Raw genomic sequence first — 12,639 nt, forward strand, 5'->3', positions numbered from 1 at the left:
TCGCCCAGAGCCGGCTCGCTCCTGCAAAGGTGATCACAAACCCTGTGGGAGCGAGCCTGCTCGCGATAGTCGCGCCTCGTTCCTAGCGCCGCAGATAGGACCCGAAATCAATGTCCCCGGCACTCAAGATCGCCTGCACCCGGTTGTGCACATTGAGTTTGCGCAGGATCGCCGACACGTGGGCCTTGACCGTGGTTTCGGCGATTTCCAGGGTGTAGGCGATCTGCTTGTTCGACTCGCCCTTGGTCATGCGCTCCAGCACCAGGAGCTGCTTGCGGGTGAGGGCCTGGAGCAGTTCGGGCGGGAAGCTCGGGGTGTCGTTCATGCGCCGGTGGGTGCTGCTTTTTTGCGTGCGGATGATGTCCGGCGGCAAGTACACGTTGCCATTGAGGATCTGCTGGATGGCATCGGTCATTTGCAGGCGCGGCGAGGACTTGGTGATGAAACCCACGGCGCCGTAGGTGATGGCTTGCAGCACGATCTGCTTGTCCTGTTCGGCGGACACGATCACCACGGGAATCGTCGGCGCCTCGTTGCGCAGGTTGATCAGGCCGTTGAGACCGTGCATGCCAGGCATGTTCAGGTCGAGCAGGATCAGGTCCAGGTCGTCGTGCGCTTCGGTCAGCGCCAGGGCGCTGTCGAGGTCGGCGGTTTCCATGACCTCACTGCCGGGGAAACCATCGCTGATGACGTTGTGAATGGCTTCGCGAAACAGCGGGTGATCGTCGGCAATCAGAATTTTGTACATAGCCTTTCACCTCATTATTTTCGTTATGGTGTGGCAACAACACGCTGGCGTAAAGCTCAGGGAAAGGGCTCCGGCTGAGCAGGTGTCACGGGCAGGTTCGCCGCTTGCCACGCATCCAGACCATCGCGATACCAATACAGTGTCTGGTAGCCCATCGAGGCCGCGCGCTTGACCGCGTTCCAGCTCAACCAGCAATCGGAGCGGCAGTAGAAAACCAGCGGCTGCCGCCGATTGCCGGCGGTGAGTTTGTCCAGGTGGTGGCTGAAATAGGCCTGCCAGTCGGGCGCCAGGTCACCGTCGCCGGTGTTGGCCAGCCAGTGGCTGCCGGGCAGGTTCTCATGGGGCTGGTCCTCGATGAATCGGCCCTGCAACCATTGGCGACGGTAGACGTCGATCAGCACCGGCCGTGGCGTCTGGCTCAACAGCGCCTGCAGGGCCGGGGTGTCGATCAGGGTGGCGCCCTCGGCTTGCGCGGGTGTCGGGCTGCGGTACAGGCCGATGCGATAACCCTCGGAGGAGAACAGTGCTGTTTCGGCTTGCGCGGCACCCGGCAACAGGCTCAGCGAGAGCAGGGCCAGGGCCAGGGCAGGGCACAGCAGGCGACGTCGGGCGCGCGGCATGGGTTCGGTCCTTATAGTTATGAGCCCATTACATGCCAGTCTCGGTGCGTTGGGAATGCGACGATAGACAGGTGAAACCAGTACTAAAGTCGTAATTTGGCCGGATTGAGATGCGCCTGAATGACGCGGTTTTCTGTGGGAGCGAGCCTGCTCGCGATAGCGGACTGTCAGTCGGCTTGTACTGACTGTTGAGACGCCATCGCGAGCAGGCTCGCTCCCACAAGGGGCACGGGGATGTCAGCCGGCCTTACGCAACGCCGCGTGCTGCGGATTGAAGGTCAGCACCGCGAGCAGGGTAAACAGCAGCGTCAGGCCAGTGCACACCGCCAGCGCCAGCGGGTTGAATTGTTCATACAGGGCAAAGCGCACCAGTTCCACGGCGTGAGTGAACGGGTTCAACGCGCACAACCCATACAACCACTCGCTCGCCTCGCGCATCTTCCACAGCGGATACAAGGCCGAGGACAGGAAAAACAGCGGGAAGATCACGAAATTCATCACGCCGGCAAAGTTTTCCAGCTGGCGGATCGCGTTCGACAGCAACAGCCCCAGGGCACTGAGCATCAATGCCACCAGCAACAGCGCCGGCAAGGCGATCAACAGCCCCAGTGCCGGTGGTTGCACACCGTAGACCCAGGCAATCGCCAGGAATGCGTACACCTGCAACAGCGAAATCAGCGAAGTGGCCAGCAGCTTGCTGCACAGCAGAAAGGTGCGTGGCAGGGGGCTGGTGAGCAACACGCGCATGCTGCCCATTTCCCGGTCGTACACCATCGACAGCGAGCCCTGCATGCCGTTGAACAGCAGGATCATGCAGGCCAGGCCCGGGATGATGTAGACCTCATAGGGAATGTAGGTGTCGTACGGCTCGATGATCGCGATGCCAAGCGCTGCACGAAAACCGGCGGCGAACACCAGCAACCACAGCAGGGGCCGCACCAGTGCACTGAGGAACCGCGTGCGTTGCAACACGAAGCGCAACCATTCGCGCAGCACGATGCCGCTGAAGCATTGCCAGTAAGCGTTCATGGGCGGGCCCCCGCAGTGGTCAGGCGACTGAACGCCGAGCCCAGGTCGCCGCCGTGTTCCTGGCTCAGGGCATCGGCTTGTCCGCTGGCCACCAATCGGCCCTGATGCAGAATCAGCAAATCGTCGCTGGGCTGCACTTCATCCAGCAGGTGGGTGGTCCAGAGCACACTGATGCGTTGCTCCTGGCACAGGCTGCGCAGGTGCTGGTTGAGGGCCAGGCGGCTGGCCGGGTCGAGGCCGACGCTGGCCTCGTCCAGCAGCAACAGGCGCGGCTCATGCAGCAGTGCGCGGGCGATCTCCACGCGACGGCGATGCCCGCCATTGAGTTCACGCACGCGTTCGCGACGGCGCTCGGTCAGCGCCTGGCGAGCCAGTTCGGCCTCGATGCGAATCGTGCTCTGGCCCCGGGACAGGCCATGCAGCGCCGCATGGTAGCGCAGGTTCTGCTCGACGCTCAGGTCCAGGTCCAGCGTGCTTTGCTGGAACACCACACCCAGTTGCCGCAACGCCGGGCGCGGGGCGCTGCGCAGGGAGTGGCCGCCGACCCGGATATCACCGCGCTGCAGATCGTACAGGCGGGTCAACAGCGCGATCAGTGTCGACTTGCCGGCGCCGTTGGGCCCCAGCAGTGCGGCAAAACGCCCCGGCGCCAGGTTGAAACTCACCTGGCCCAAGGCCTGACGCGCACCGTAGGCAAAGCTCAGCTCGCTGACCTCCAGGGTGCTCATGGCGTCACCACCACGCCCCAAGGGTAGCGCCCGACCTTGACCGACTTGATCACCTTGAGGCTGTCGACGTCGATCACGGAAACGTCACCGCTGACCCCGTTGGTCGCCAGCAACTGCTTCTGATCCGGGGTGAACGCCATCTGCCACACACGGCGTCCGACCAGCAGGTAATCGAGAATCTCGTAGGTTTTCGCATCGATCACCGCGACATGGTTGGCCGGGCCGAGCGCGACGAACGCATACTTACCGTCGGCGCTGAGCTTGACGCCCACCGGTTGCACCTTGTCCGGGTGCACACCCTTGATCTGGAAGGTCAGCGTCTTGAGGATTTGCCGGCTGGCCACGTCGAGGACGGTCACCGTGCCACCGATTTCCGCCGAGGCCCAGAGTCGGGTGCCATCGGGCGAAAATTCGACGAAGCGCGGACGTTGATCCACCAGCGTGCTGTCGGCCAGGGTCTGGGTGCTGGTGTCGATCCAGTGCAGCATGTTGGTGGTTTCGCTGGTGTTCACCGCCCATTTGCCGTCGGGGCTGACGGCCATGCCTTCGGGCTCGACGCCGACGTTGATCTGGCCCAGCACTTTCGAGGTTTCGGTGTCGATCACCGTCACCAGCGCATCGTCCTCGTTGGAAACGTAGAGCCAGCGATTGTTCGGGTGCAGGGCAAATTGCTCGGGGTCCTTGCCCGAGGGCAGTTCCTTGATGATCTTGCGGGTGGCCACGTCCATCACCTGCACCCGATCCGAGTCGCTGGCGCAGATGTACAGCAGCGTGTTGTCGTGGGACAGCAGCAGGCCCCGAGGGCGCTGGCCGACGGGCAGGGTGTCGATGACCTGCAGGGTCTGCATGTCGATCAGGCTGAGGTTGTTGTCCTTCTCGTTGGAGACCCAGGCGGTGCTGGCCGCGGCGTGCCCGGCGGCGAGGAGCAGGGCGCAGGAAAGCAGGGTGCGGCGCATGACGTGTTCCTTTTTGTTGTGGTTGTCGTGTAGGGCCAGATCAGGGAAACCGGCAACTGACCTCGGGCTTGTCGTAGCCCAGGCTGTCCATTTCGTTGAAGGGGTGCAGGAAGCCGTCCTGGGGCGAAGTGCTGACCAGCGCCCGCGGCTGCACGATCGGGATCGGCTGGCGCAACTCGCCGTTCCACGGGCGATAGCTGAGCTTGCGACCCTTGAAACCGTCGAGGGGCAATTGATCGCTGATTTGCAGGTCGCGGATCGCCAGCGGATCGGTCTGGCGCAGCTTGCTCACGGCGCTGGCGATGCTGCGCACGGCCATCCATGCGGCGAAATCGCGATCATTCATCCAACGCCCGCTCAGGGCTTCGAAGCGCTTCTGCAATTGCGCGGCACCGAAGGTCTCGACGCTCTTGTGCCAGCCGACCGGGGTCAGGCCCTGGGTGCCGGCGACCGGCCGCGGGTACCAGGTCTGGTAGGGCACGTATTCGCCAAAGTCGCCGCGTTCATCGGCCACCAGTACCACGTCGTATTCGGCGGTCTGGGTGAACAGCGGCATGTCGGCCTGGGCGCTGCGGCGCTGGTCGTTGTCGAAACGCCAGGCCTTCTCTGCCACCAGTTGCAGGCCGAAGCGTTTCGCCGCCCGGCGCAGGGCGGCGGCGTAGGCTTGATCGTCTGCGGTCGGGCCGACGATCAACAGCGCCTTCTGCCATTTGCGCACCACCAGGAACTGCGCCAGCGCATCGGCCAGCATCGCCCGGCTTGGCAGCGTGTGCAGCACGTTCGGCAGGCAGTCGCGGGTGCGCACGGCGTCGTCCGGGCTGCCGGCATTGAACAGCAGGCTGTCGGGCAGCGCAGCGCTGAGTTGGCGCAGGCTGTCCACCGGCGCATTCACCACGAACAGGCGCAGGCCCTCGGCATGCTGCGCCTTCGCGGCGTCGAGCAAGGCCTGTGGGCTGTCGACGCTGGCGGCGACCAGGCTGTAGCTGTGATTGAGGAATCGCCCGGTGCTGTTGCTGTCGGTGATCGCCAATTCGGCACCGCGCAGTCCGGCGTCCGTCGGTTCGGGAATGATGTTCGACAGCAGCGGGCCTGGATCAGGGCGATAACCCAGGTAGCCGATCTGCACCTGTAGCGGCGCGTCGGCGGCCTGGCTGCGGGTCGCCAGCCCGGCGGCGCAGGCAATCGCCAGCAGGTAGATCAGGGCGTAAGGGGCAAGCTGGCGCATAAGGCACTCCGTTACAGGTAGCGCCAGCATAGGAAGCCCGGGAAGTGGAGGAAATATGCAGAAAGTACCAACGGGGCAGTACCAAGGTAGTAACTCATCTCAGGCGGCGCGGTTTTAGCATGGACTTAACGGCCATCACCCTGGAGGAGATTGAACATGCGCATTCTCAAGGCGTTGCTGCTGCCGTTGCTACTGATCCTGAGCCTGATCGGCGTCGACAAGCTGCACGGCCCGCGTCCCGCGCCGCTGCACGTCGTGCCTGCGATTCCGGGGCGTTAGGCATGTCGGCGCTGTGGCGAATCAACCTCTGGGTCTGCGGGTTTTTCACCCTGGTGACCCTGGCGTGCATGGCGTTGCTGGTGCACCAGGCGCTGGCGGACGTGGAGCGTGAACTGCAATCGGCCGAGGCCGTGGTGCATTACCTGAGTGAAACCGCCGAGCGCGACCCTGCCAGCCTGCAACCCCGGCTGACACAAAGCCTGCGCCATGTGCGGGTGCGCTGGTTGCAGCCAGGCGAGACGGCCACCGCGCCGGTGCAGGACGGTCTCGACGCCTGGCTCGGGCAGCTGTTGTTTGCCGAGGCCCGGCAGCGTGCGCAGGTCCTGGATATGCACGATGGTCGTCGCGTGCAGATCGCCGTCGATCCCCGGGATGAAATCGACGAAGTCTGGGACTCCCTGCAACAGCTGCTGGGCCTGTGCGCGCTGGCGTTGCTGTTGAGCCTGTTGACCATTCGCTGGGCCGTGCGCCGGGGCCTGGGCCTGCTCGATGATTTGCTGCACGCGTTGCAGCAGGTGTCCGGCGGTCAGCTCAAGGTGCGCCTGCGTGCGCAAGGTGTGCCGGAAGCGCGGCAACTGGCGGTGCATTTCAACCAGATGACCGATGCCCTGGAACAGGCGCGGGCCGACAACACCCGATTGACCCAGACCCTGCTGGCCTTGCAGGAGCAGGAACGCACGCAGCTGGCGCAGACCCTGCACGACGACCTCGGCCAATACCTGGCGGGCATTCGCGCCCAGGCCTGCCTGTTACCGCTGGTAGCGGATCAGCCCGAGGTGGTAGCGCGCACGGTGCGCGAACTGGAACACAATTGCGAACACTTGCAGCAGGGGTTCCGGGCGCTGGTCCGCGATCTGTACCCGGTGGTCCTGCAGCACTTGCCGCTGGCCGAAGCCCTGGGCCTGCTGGTGGAACAATGGCAGGCGCGCCAGGGCATCGATTGCCGGTTACGGGTCAGCGCGCAATTGCCGACGTTGTCCGCGCCGGACAAGACCCATCTTTACCGCCTTTTGCAGGAAGCCTTGACCAATATCGCCCGCCACGCCGACGCCAGCCGGGTACGGGTGCACCTGGGCCAGCGTGGCGGGCATTGGCGATTACTGATCCGCGACAACGGCTGCGGTGCGCAGCAACCCCAGCGGCCGGGTGTCGGCCTGTACTCGATGTTCGAGCGCGCCCGCAGCCTGGGCGGCGAACTGCGCATCATCAGCCGACCCGGTGCCGGTTGGGCGCTGGCCTTGAACGTACCTTTGGAGGTGTCATGAATATTCTGCTGGTCGATGACCATGCGGTGGTCCGCCAGGGCTACGCGAGCCTGTTGCGGGCGCTGCTGCCGGCGATGCAAGTGCGTGAAGCGGCGACTGGCGAGGAAGCGCTGGCCAGGGTCCAGGAAGCGGTGCCGAACCTGGTGATCATGGATTTCGGCCTGCCGGGCATCAGCGGGCTGGAAACCACCCGCCGCTTGCGCCAGCGCCTGCCGCAACTGCGCGTGCTGTTCTTCAGCATGCACGACGAACTGCCATTGGTGCGCCAGGCACTGGACGCCGGGGCGTCAGGCTACCTGACCAAGAGTTCGGCGCCGCAGGTGCTGATCGAAGCGGTGCGGCGCATCCTCGCCGGGCATGCCTACATCGAGCAGCCGCTGGCCACTCAACTGGCCTGCAACCCGCAACAGGAGGACCCGCGCTTGCAGAGCATGACCCAACGGGAGCTGGAGATCTTCGTCATGCTCGCCAAAGGCACCCCGGCCCGCCTGATTGCCGAACAGCTGAGCATCAGCAGCAAGACCGTTTCCAATCACCTGACCTTGCTCAAGAGCAAACTGCAGGTCAGTTCCCACGCCGAGCTGGTGCATTTGGGGATTGACCTGGGGGTGGTGCGCAAGGCGGGGTAGTCCGCGATACAGGGTTCCTGCCCTGTGGGAGCGGGCTTGCTCGCGAATGCGGTGTACCAGTCACTTCACATGTCTCTGACACACCGTATTCGCGAGCAAGCCCGCTCCCACAGGGGGTACATTGCAGCTTATTTATCCCAGGTCGTCGGGCACCCCGAACACCCCTCCATGTTCGCGTCCTGAAAGTTCGCGTAATGCTGGCGCGAGCCGCTGAGGTTGGCCTGTTCGAGGTTGCTTTCACCGAACTTGGCTTCCTGCAGGTTGGCGTCGTCGAGACGGGCGCCCTTGAGGTCGGCCTTGCTCAGCCAGGTCATCTCCAGGTCGGCTGCCCGCAGGTTGGCATTGTGCAGTCTGGCGCCGGATAGCCTGGCGAACTGCAGGTAGGCGGCGCTGAGGTTGGCGTCCTGGAACTGCGCACCCTGGGCGAACAGGCCCCAGCCCTGGATGGCCATCAGGTTGGCACCGCTGAAATCCGCCAGGCGCGCATTGCTTTGTTGCAGGCTGGCGCGGCTGAGATTGGCGCCTTGCAGCTGGGCTTTTTCCAGGTTGGCCAGGTCCAGGCGGGCATGACGCAGGTCGGCCTCGCGCAGGTCGGCGCCGCTGAGGTTGATGCCCCGCAGATCCTGATTGCTCAGGTTGGCGCCCCTGAGGTTGGCGCCGGGGCACTGGCTATGTTCGGCGAGGGTGCAGCCGTTGATGATCAGTGGGGTGTCGTCGCCGTCATCGGCGTAAGCCGTGGCGATGCTCAATAGAAGGAGTAGCGGCAGGCATTTCATGGCAGGTCTCCGGGTGGCCTTGTGGGAGCGAGCCTGCTCGCGATGAGGTCAGTCCCTTCAACGCTGGATGTCTGGCAGTCATCGCGAGCAGGCTCGTTCCCACAGAGGCCGAGGGTGGATGGGGCGGTGGTTTATTTTTGCGCCACTTTGTTATCCCAGCTCGGGATCTTGAACACCCAGAATGACCCGCCCTGTGCCACCGGCTTGGTCAGCTCGGCCATGTCGCCGCCCCACAGCGGTACGGCGCCGCCGTAGCCGACGGTCACGCCGATGTACTGCTCGCCATCCTGTTCCCAGGTGATCGGCGGCGAGACGATGCCGCTGCCGGTCTGGAACTTCCACAGCTCCTTGCCGGTTTTCGCATCGAAGGCCTTGAAGAAGCCATCGCCGGTGCCGGTGAAAACCAGGTTGCCCTTGGTCGCCAGCACGCCGGCCCACAGCGGCAAGTGCTCCTTGTGTTCCCACACCACCTTGCCGGTGGTCGGGTTCATCGCCCGCAGGGTGCCGACGTGATCGTCGTACATGCGCTTGATCCGGAACCCCATGCCCAGGTAGGCCGAGCCTTTCTTGTAGTTGACTTCTTCGGTCCAGTATTCCTCTTTCCACTGGTTGCCCGGAATGTAGAACAGGCCGGTGTCCTGGCTGTACGCCATGGGGTTCCAGTTCTTGCCGCCGAGGAACGGCGGCGAGACTTCCACCGGCTTGCCCTTGGTTTCGCCAGGCAAGGGTTTGGCCGGACGCTGGCCTTCGTTCTCCACCGGGCGACCGGTCTTGAGGTCGATGTGGCTGGCCCACGTGATGTTATCGACGAAAGGGAAGGCGTTCTGCAACTTGCCGTTGTTGCGATCGACCACATAGAAGAAACCGTTACGGTCGGCGTGACCGGTGGCCTTGACGGTCTTGCCGTCCTTGTCCTTGTAATCGAACAGCACCAGCTCGTTGTTGCCGGAGAAATCCCAGGCATCGTTCGGGGTGTGCTGGTAGAACCATTTCACCTCACCCGTGCTGGGATCGACGCCCACCTGGCCGGAGGTGTACAGGCTGTCGTAATCGTGCGGGTTGCCATCCTTGGCGGTGCGCGCCCAGGTGTTCCACGGGCCGGGGTTGCCGGCGCCGACGATGATGGTGTTGGTTTCTGCGTCGAAACTGGCGCTCTGCCAGGGGGCGCCGCCGCCGTGGCTCCAGGCTTCGACCTTGCCGGTTTCGGTGGTGGGGTCGTTAGGCCAGGACGGCGCCTTGACGTCTCCGGTGGGCGTACTGTCCTTGCCGTTCAGACGGCCCATGTGGCCTTCGACGAAAGGCCGCATCCACACTTCGTCGCCGGTGTCGGGGTCGCGGGCAAACAGCTGGCCGACCACGCCGAACTCATCGCCGGAGCTGCCGTGGATCAACAGCACCTTGCCGCTGGTCTTGTCCTTGATCAGCACCGGTGCGCCGGTCATGGTGTAGCCGGCGGCGTGGTCGCCGAACTTCTTGTTCCACACCACTTTGCCGGTGTTCTTGTCCAGCGCGATCACCCGCGCATCGAGGGTGCCGAAATAGATCTTGTCGCCATAGATCGCCGCACCGCGATTGACCACGTCGCAGCACGGGCGAATGTTGTCCGGCAGGCGGTGGTTGTAGGTCCACAAACGTTGGCCGGTCTTGGCGTCAAGGGCGAACACCCGCGAGTAGGAACCGGTGACGTACACCACGCCGTCGCTGACAATGGCCTGGGATTCCTGGCCGCGCTGCTTCTCGTCACCGAAGGAATAGGACCACGCCGGGGTCAGCTTGAACACGTTCTTGTCGTTGACCTGGGCCAGCGGGCTCCAGCGCTGGGCGTTGGTGCCCATGCCGTATTGCAGCACGTCTTTGGTGGTCAGGTGGTCGTTGGCAATGTCTTCCCACGTCACGTTGCGGGTCGGTGCGGCAGGGGCATTGGCGGCGTGGCCGGCCGTGCTCAGGGTCAAGCAGCCCGCCAGCACAAACGCCTGCACGGCACGCGTCAAAGGGGAAAGGGCGGGTAGCGATCTTATTGTCATGGTTGCAGTTCCCAGTGGAGGTTTTGGCCTGCACAGGGTGGTGTGTCCGGCGGGGTGGCGACTACGGAAAAAGTCCCGCCGTTGCCGGGAAGAATTCCCAGGCGACACCTGATTTGGGTGTGCACCACAAGCCCTACTACCAAGGTACTAAGCCGCGGCCACCAAAGCAGCATGGGGATGCGCCCGGGTGCTTTCTAAGATGGCTGCCATAGCCTCTGCAAAGAGGTTTTGCGTGCAATCCTGAGGGCATAACAATGACAACTAAACGCAACGCCTTGCTCGTCGCCGGACTGCTGGCCGGCTTTATCAGTGCAGGTTCGGTCTGGGCCCATGGCAACGTTGTGCCGCAAGCCGTCGAGACCAAAGGGCTGACCCCGATCAAGGACGCTGGCGTACAGCTTGATGGTGACGGTTGGGCGGCGGTCAATCCTTACCGCAAATCACCCGAGCACGACAAAGCCGTGGAAATCGGCTCTTCGGCCTACAACCAGAACTGCGCAGCCTGCCATGGCCTGGAAGCCAAGTCCGGCGGCATCGCCCCCGACCTGCGCATGCTGGATGCCGATGAGGCCGGTGACGAATGGTTTGTCGAACGCGTGCGCCACGGTGCGGTGCGCGACGGTCGGGTGTACATGCCGAAGATGGCCGACTACCTGAGCCAGGAAGCCTTGTGGGCCGTTCGCACCTACCTCGACAGCGTCCGCGTCGAGAATTGATGCATGCGCCTGCTCGCGATGGTGATCAGCGCTGTGTTGCTGTGCTGCCCGGCGGTGCAGGCGCAGGTCCGCACCTATGACGAAATGATCGCCGCCGGCGAGTTGAAAGTGGCGGTCTACAAGGACTTTGCGCCTTACAGCTTCGAAGACGCCGGCCAACCCAAGGGCGTGGACGTCGAGCTGGCGGGTGCCCTGGCCAAGGCGCTGGGGGTGCGGCTCACACTGATCTGGGCGCCGCCCGGCGAAAAACTCGACGACGATCTGCGCGATTACATCTGGCGGGCCAGCCAGTTGCACAACCAGCAACTGGCCGACCTGATGATGCGCGTGCCCTACGACCAGGACTACGCGCGCAAGCGCAATGACGTGGGTGAGCTGGAAAACGGCCATGTGGTGATGTTCGGTCCGTACCAGAATGAACAATGGCAAGTCGCCTATGACCGCCGGCGCCTGGAATCGGTGGCCAGCGTCGCGGTGTTCCAGCAACACCCCATCGGCGTCGAGGTCGACAGCGTGCCGTCGTTCTACCTGACGTCGGTGTTCAACGGCATGCTCGCCGGCACCACCCGTCACTATCCCGGCGTGCCCCAGGCGTTTGCCGCGATGAAGGCCGGGGAGGTCGACGCGGTGATGGCCATGCGTGGCGAGATCGACTGGCAGGTGCACGAAGCCGCCGACCCGCAGGTGGCGCTGGCGGAGAACGCCTACCCGAACATGGGCAAGCAGCGCTGGGAAATCGGCATGGCGGTGCACGAAAGCAACCGCCAACTCGCCTACGCCGTGGAAGAGGCGCTGGAGGGGCTGATCCGCGACGGTTCGGTCAACGCCCTCTATGCCCGTTACGGTCTGCGTTACGACGCGCCGGACATGTATCAACCATGACCCGGTGCGCAAGTTGGCTGCTGGCCTGCTGGTTGCCCCTGGTCGCACACGGGGCGGTGGAGCCGGGGCCGGACCCGGTGCCCTCGGTGATGTGGGCCTTCTACCACAGGCAGATGCTTGGCGATGCGCCGTTCGTGTTCGATGACCGGGTCAAGCTGCTGGCGCCGCCGTTTGCCGAGGACGCACGTCAGGTCCCGCTGGAGATCGATGCCCGGGCGTTCAAGGGCGAGGTGGTGAAGATCCTCGCCTGGGCCGAACTCAATCCTTTGCCGAAAATCGTCGATTTCCAGCCACTGGATGGCGTGCTGCCCTGGCTGTCGATCCGCATCCGTATCGAGCAGGCAACCCCATTGCGCGCCGCCGTACAGACCCGCGATGGGCTGTGGCATGTGGGGTCGACCCTGATCGATGCGGCGGGTGGCGGTTGCACGGCGCCCAGTGTGGTGCGCACCGAGCCGGGTTGGGAGGAGCGCCTGGGCCAGGTGCTGGGCGGGCGTTACCCGCGCGGGGAGTTCAGCCGCCTGCGTTTGCAGGTGGCGCACCCGATGGACAACGGCATGGTCAGCGGCATTCCGGAATTTTTCATCAACCACGCCGAGCTGCGCGATCAGGATGATCGCCTGTTGGCGCGCCTCGAGCTGTTTCCCGCTGTCAGCGAGAACCCCAGCCTGGCCTTCGACGTCGAGGGCGCAGGGCAGACGCGCCTGACATTGCGTGACAACAGCGGCAATGAATTCGATGCGGCCATACCCTGACCCCAAG

At 64.1% G+C, this 12,639-nt stretch carries 14 protein-coding genes; 6 read left to right on the forward strand and 8 right to left on the reverse strand.

Annotated elements, in window-relative coordinates:
• Positions 1–82: 82 nt before the first annotated feature.
• The 6 genes from ACM6IM_RS04365 to ACM6IM_RS04390 all read right to left on the reverse strand — a co-directional run bounded on the left by ACM6IM_RS04365 (position 83) and on the right by ACM6IM_RS04390 (position 5,306).
• On the reverse strand, positions 83–748 hold the full coding sequence (locus ACM6IM_RS04365) for a response regulator transcription factor (protein ID WP_192303161.1): 666 nt from the start codon (positions 746–748) through the stop codon (positions 83–85).
• Positions 749–804: 56 nt separating this feature from the next.
• A complete protein-coding gene (locus ACM6IM_RS04370; protein ID WP_414864298.1) occupies positions 805–1,368 on the reverse strand; it encodes a PQQ-dependent catabolism-associated CXXCW motif protein in 564 nt (187 codons plus the stop codon).
• A gap of 237 nt (positions 1,369–1,605) precedes the next feature.
• Positions 1,606–2,397 (reverse strand): ABC transporter permease, encoded by a 792-nt coding sequence (locus tag ACM6IM_RS04375; protein WP_414864299.1) that lies wholly within the window; start codon positions 2,395–2,397, stop codon positions 1,606–1,608.
• Positions 2,394–3,125: an ABC transporter ATP-binding protein gene (locus ACM6IM_RS04380; RefSeq protein WP_414864300.1), complete on the reverse strand. Its 732-nt coding sequence runs from the start codon at positions 3,123–3,125 to the stop codon at positions 2,394–2,396. The genes ACM6IM_RS04375 and ACM6IM_RS04380 overlap by 4 nt, the downstream gene beginning before the upstream one ends.
• Positions 3,122–4,081 carry a YVTN family beta-propeller repeat protein gene (locus ACM6IM_RS04385; protein ID WP_192303155.1) on the reverse strand — a complete coding sequence of 320 codons (960 nt, stop codon included), beginning with the start codon at positions 4,079–4,081 and terminating at the stop codon, positions 3,122–3,124. Before ACM6IM_RS04385 ends, ACM6IM_RS04380 begins: the two co-directional genes overlap by 4 nt.
• Before the next feature lie 40 nt (positions 4,082–4,121).
• Entirely contained in the window at positions 4,122–5,306 is a 1,185-nt protein-coding gene (locus ACM6IM_RS04390; protein ID WP_414864301.1) for an ABC transporter substrate-binding protein, read from the reverse strand.
• A 156-nt stretch (positions 5,307–5,462) separates the two neighbouring features.
• Here ACM6IM_RS04390 and ACM6IM_RS04395 point away from each other — a divergent pair, with 156 nt between their 5' ends.
• From ACM6IM_RS04395 to ACM6IM_RS04405, 3 genes are read left to right on the forward strand one after another with little or no spacing between them, the layout of a single operon-like run.
• Complete coding sequence (locus ACM6IM_RS04395; RefSeq protein ID WP_414864302.1) at positions 5,463–5,585, forward strand: hypothetical protein; 123 nt, start codon at positions 5,463–5,465, stop codon at positions 5,583–5,585.
• Between the two features lie 2 nt (positions 5,586–5,587).
• On the forward strand, positions 5,588–6,850 hold the full coding sequence (locus ACM6IM_RS04400; protein WP_201190030.1) for a histidine kinase: 1,263 nt from the start codon (positions 5,588–5,590) through the stop codon (positions 6,848–6,850).
• Positions 6,847–7,479 carry a response regulator gene (locus tag ACM6IM_RS04405; protein WP_414864303.1) on the forward strand — a complete coding sequence of 211 codons (633 nt, stop codon included), beginning with the start codon at positions 6,847–6,849 and terminating at the stop codon, positions 7,477–7,479. The genes ACM6IM_RS04400 and ACM6IM_RS04405 overlap by 4 nt, the downstream gene beginning before the upstream one ends.
• A gap of 128 nt (positions 7,480–7,607) precedes the next feature.
• Here the strand turns inward: ACM6IM_RS04405 and ACM6IM_RS04410 are convergent, their stop codons facing one another.
• Positions 7,608–8,255 (reverse strand): pentapeptide repeat-containing protein, encoded by a 648-nt coding sequence (locus ACM6IM_RS04410; protein ID WP_414864304.1) that lies wholly within the window; start codon positions 8,253–8,255, stop codon positions 7,608–7,610.
• Positions 8,256–8,386: 131 nt separating this feature from the next.
• Positions 8,387–10,279 carry a quinoprotein ethanol dehydrogenase gene (exaA, locus tag ACM6IM_RS04415; protein ID WP_192303145.1) on the reverse strand — a complete coding sequence of 631 codons (1,893 nt, stop codon included), beginning with the start codon at positions 10,277–10,279 and terminating at the stop codon, positions 8,387–8,389.
• Positions 10,280–10,533: 254 nt separating this feature from the next.
• On the opposite strand from exaA, the gene pedF reads away from it, so the two are divergent.
• From pedF to ACM6IM_RS04430, 3 genes are read left to right on the forward strand one after another with little or no spacing between them, the layout of a single operon-like run.
• Entirely contained in the window at positions 10,534–10,995 is a 462-nt protein-coding gene (gene pedF, locus ACM6IM_RS04420) for a cytochrome c-550 PedF (protein WP_192303143.1), read from the forward strand.
• 3 nt (positions 10,996–10,998) lie between these two features.
• Positions 10,999–11,877: a substrate-binding periplasmic protein gene (locus tag ACM6IM_RS04425; RefSeq protein WP_414864305.1), complete on the forward strand. Its 879-nt coding sequence runs from the start codon at positions 10,999–11,001 to the stop codon at positions 11,875–11,877.
• Positions 11,874–12,632, forward strand: a complete 759-nt coding sequence (locus ACM6IM_RS04430; protein ID WP_414864306.1) for a quinoprotein dehydrogenase-associated SoxYZ-like carrier — start codon at positions 11,874–11,876, stop codon at positions 12,630–12,632. Before ACM6IM_RS04425 ends, ACM6IM_RS04430 begins: the two co-directional genes overlap by 4 nt.
• Positions 12,633–12,639 lie beyond the last annotated feature (7 nt).

The organism is Pseudomonas sp. IT-P12 (assembly GCF_949767465.1).
Taxonomy (GTDB): domain Bacteria; phylum Pseudomonadota; class Gammaproteobacteria; order Pseudomonadales; family Pseudomonadaceae; genus Aquipseudomonas.

Excerpts from the sequence above, each read along its gene's own strand:
- ACM6IM_RS04365 (WP_192303161.1), bottom strand. The coding sequence starts at position 748 with ATGTACAAAATTCTGATTGCCGACGATCACCCGCTGTTTCGCGAAGCC.
- ACM6IM_RS04370 (WP_414864298.1), bottom strand. The coding sequence starts at position 1,368 with ATGCCGCGCGCCCGACGTCGCCTGCTGTGCCCTGCCCTGGCCCTGGCC.
- ACM6IM_RS04375 (WP_414864299.1), bottom strand. The coding sequence starts at position 2,397 with ATGAACGCTTACTGGCAATGCTTCAGCGGCATCGTGCTGCGCGAATGG.
- ACM6IM_RS04380 (WP_414864300.1), bottom strand. The coding sequence starts at position 3,125 with ATGAGCACCCTGGAGGTCAGCGAGCTGAGCTTTGCCTACGGTGCGCGT.
- ACM6IM_RS04385 (WP_192303155.1), bottom strand. The coding sequence starts at position 4,081 with ATGCGCCGCACCCTGCTTTCCTGCGCCCTGCTCCTCGCCGCCGGGCAC.
- ACM6IM_RS04390 (WP_414864301.1), bottom strand. The coding sequence starts at position 5,306 with ATGCGCCAGCTTGCCCCTTACGCCCTGATCTACCTGCTGGCGATTGCC.
- ACM6IM_RS04395 (WP_414864302.1), top strand. The coding sequence starts at position 5,463 with ATGCGCATTCTCAAGGCGTTGCTGCTGCCGTTGCTACTGATCCTGAGC.
- ACM6IM_RS04400 (WP_201190030.1), top strand. The coding sequence starts at position 5,588 with ATGTCGGCGCTGTGGCGAATCAACCTCTGGGTCTGCGGGTTTTTCACC.
- ACM6IM_RS04405 (WP_414864303.1), top strand. The coding sequence starts at position 6,847 with ATGAATATTCTGCTGGTCGATGACCATGCGGTGGTCCGCCAGGGCTAC.
- ACM6IM_RS04410 (WP_414864304.1), bottom strand. The coding sequence starts at position 8,255 with ATGAAATGCCTGCCGCTACTCCTTCTATTGAGCATCGCCACGGCTTAC.
- exaA (WP_192303145.1), bottom strand. The coding sequence starts at position 10,279 with ATGACAATAAGATCGCTACCCGCCCTTTCCCCTTTGACGCGTGCCGTG.
- pedF (WP_192303143.1), top strand. The coding sequence starts at position 10,534 with ATGACAACTAAACGCAACGCCTTGCTCGTCGCCGGACTGCTGGCCGGC.
- ACM6IM_RS04425 (WP_414864305.1), top strand. The coding sequence starts at position 10,999 with ATGCGCCTGCTCGCGATGGTGATCAGCGCTGTGTTGCTGTGCTGCCCG.
- ACM6IM_RS04430 (WP_414864306.1), top strand. The coding sequence starts at position 11,874 with ATGACCCGGTGCGCAAGTTGGCTGCTGGCCTGCTGGTTGCCCCTGGTC.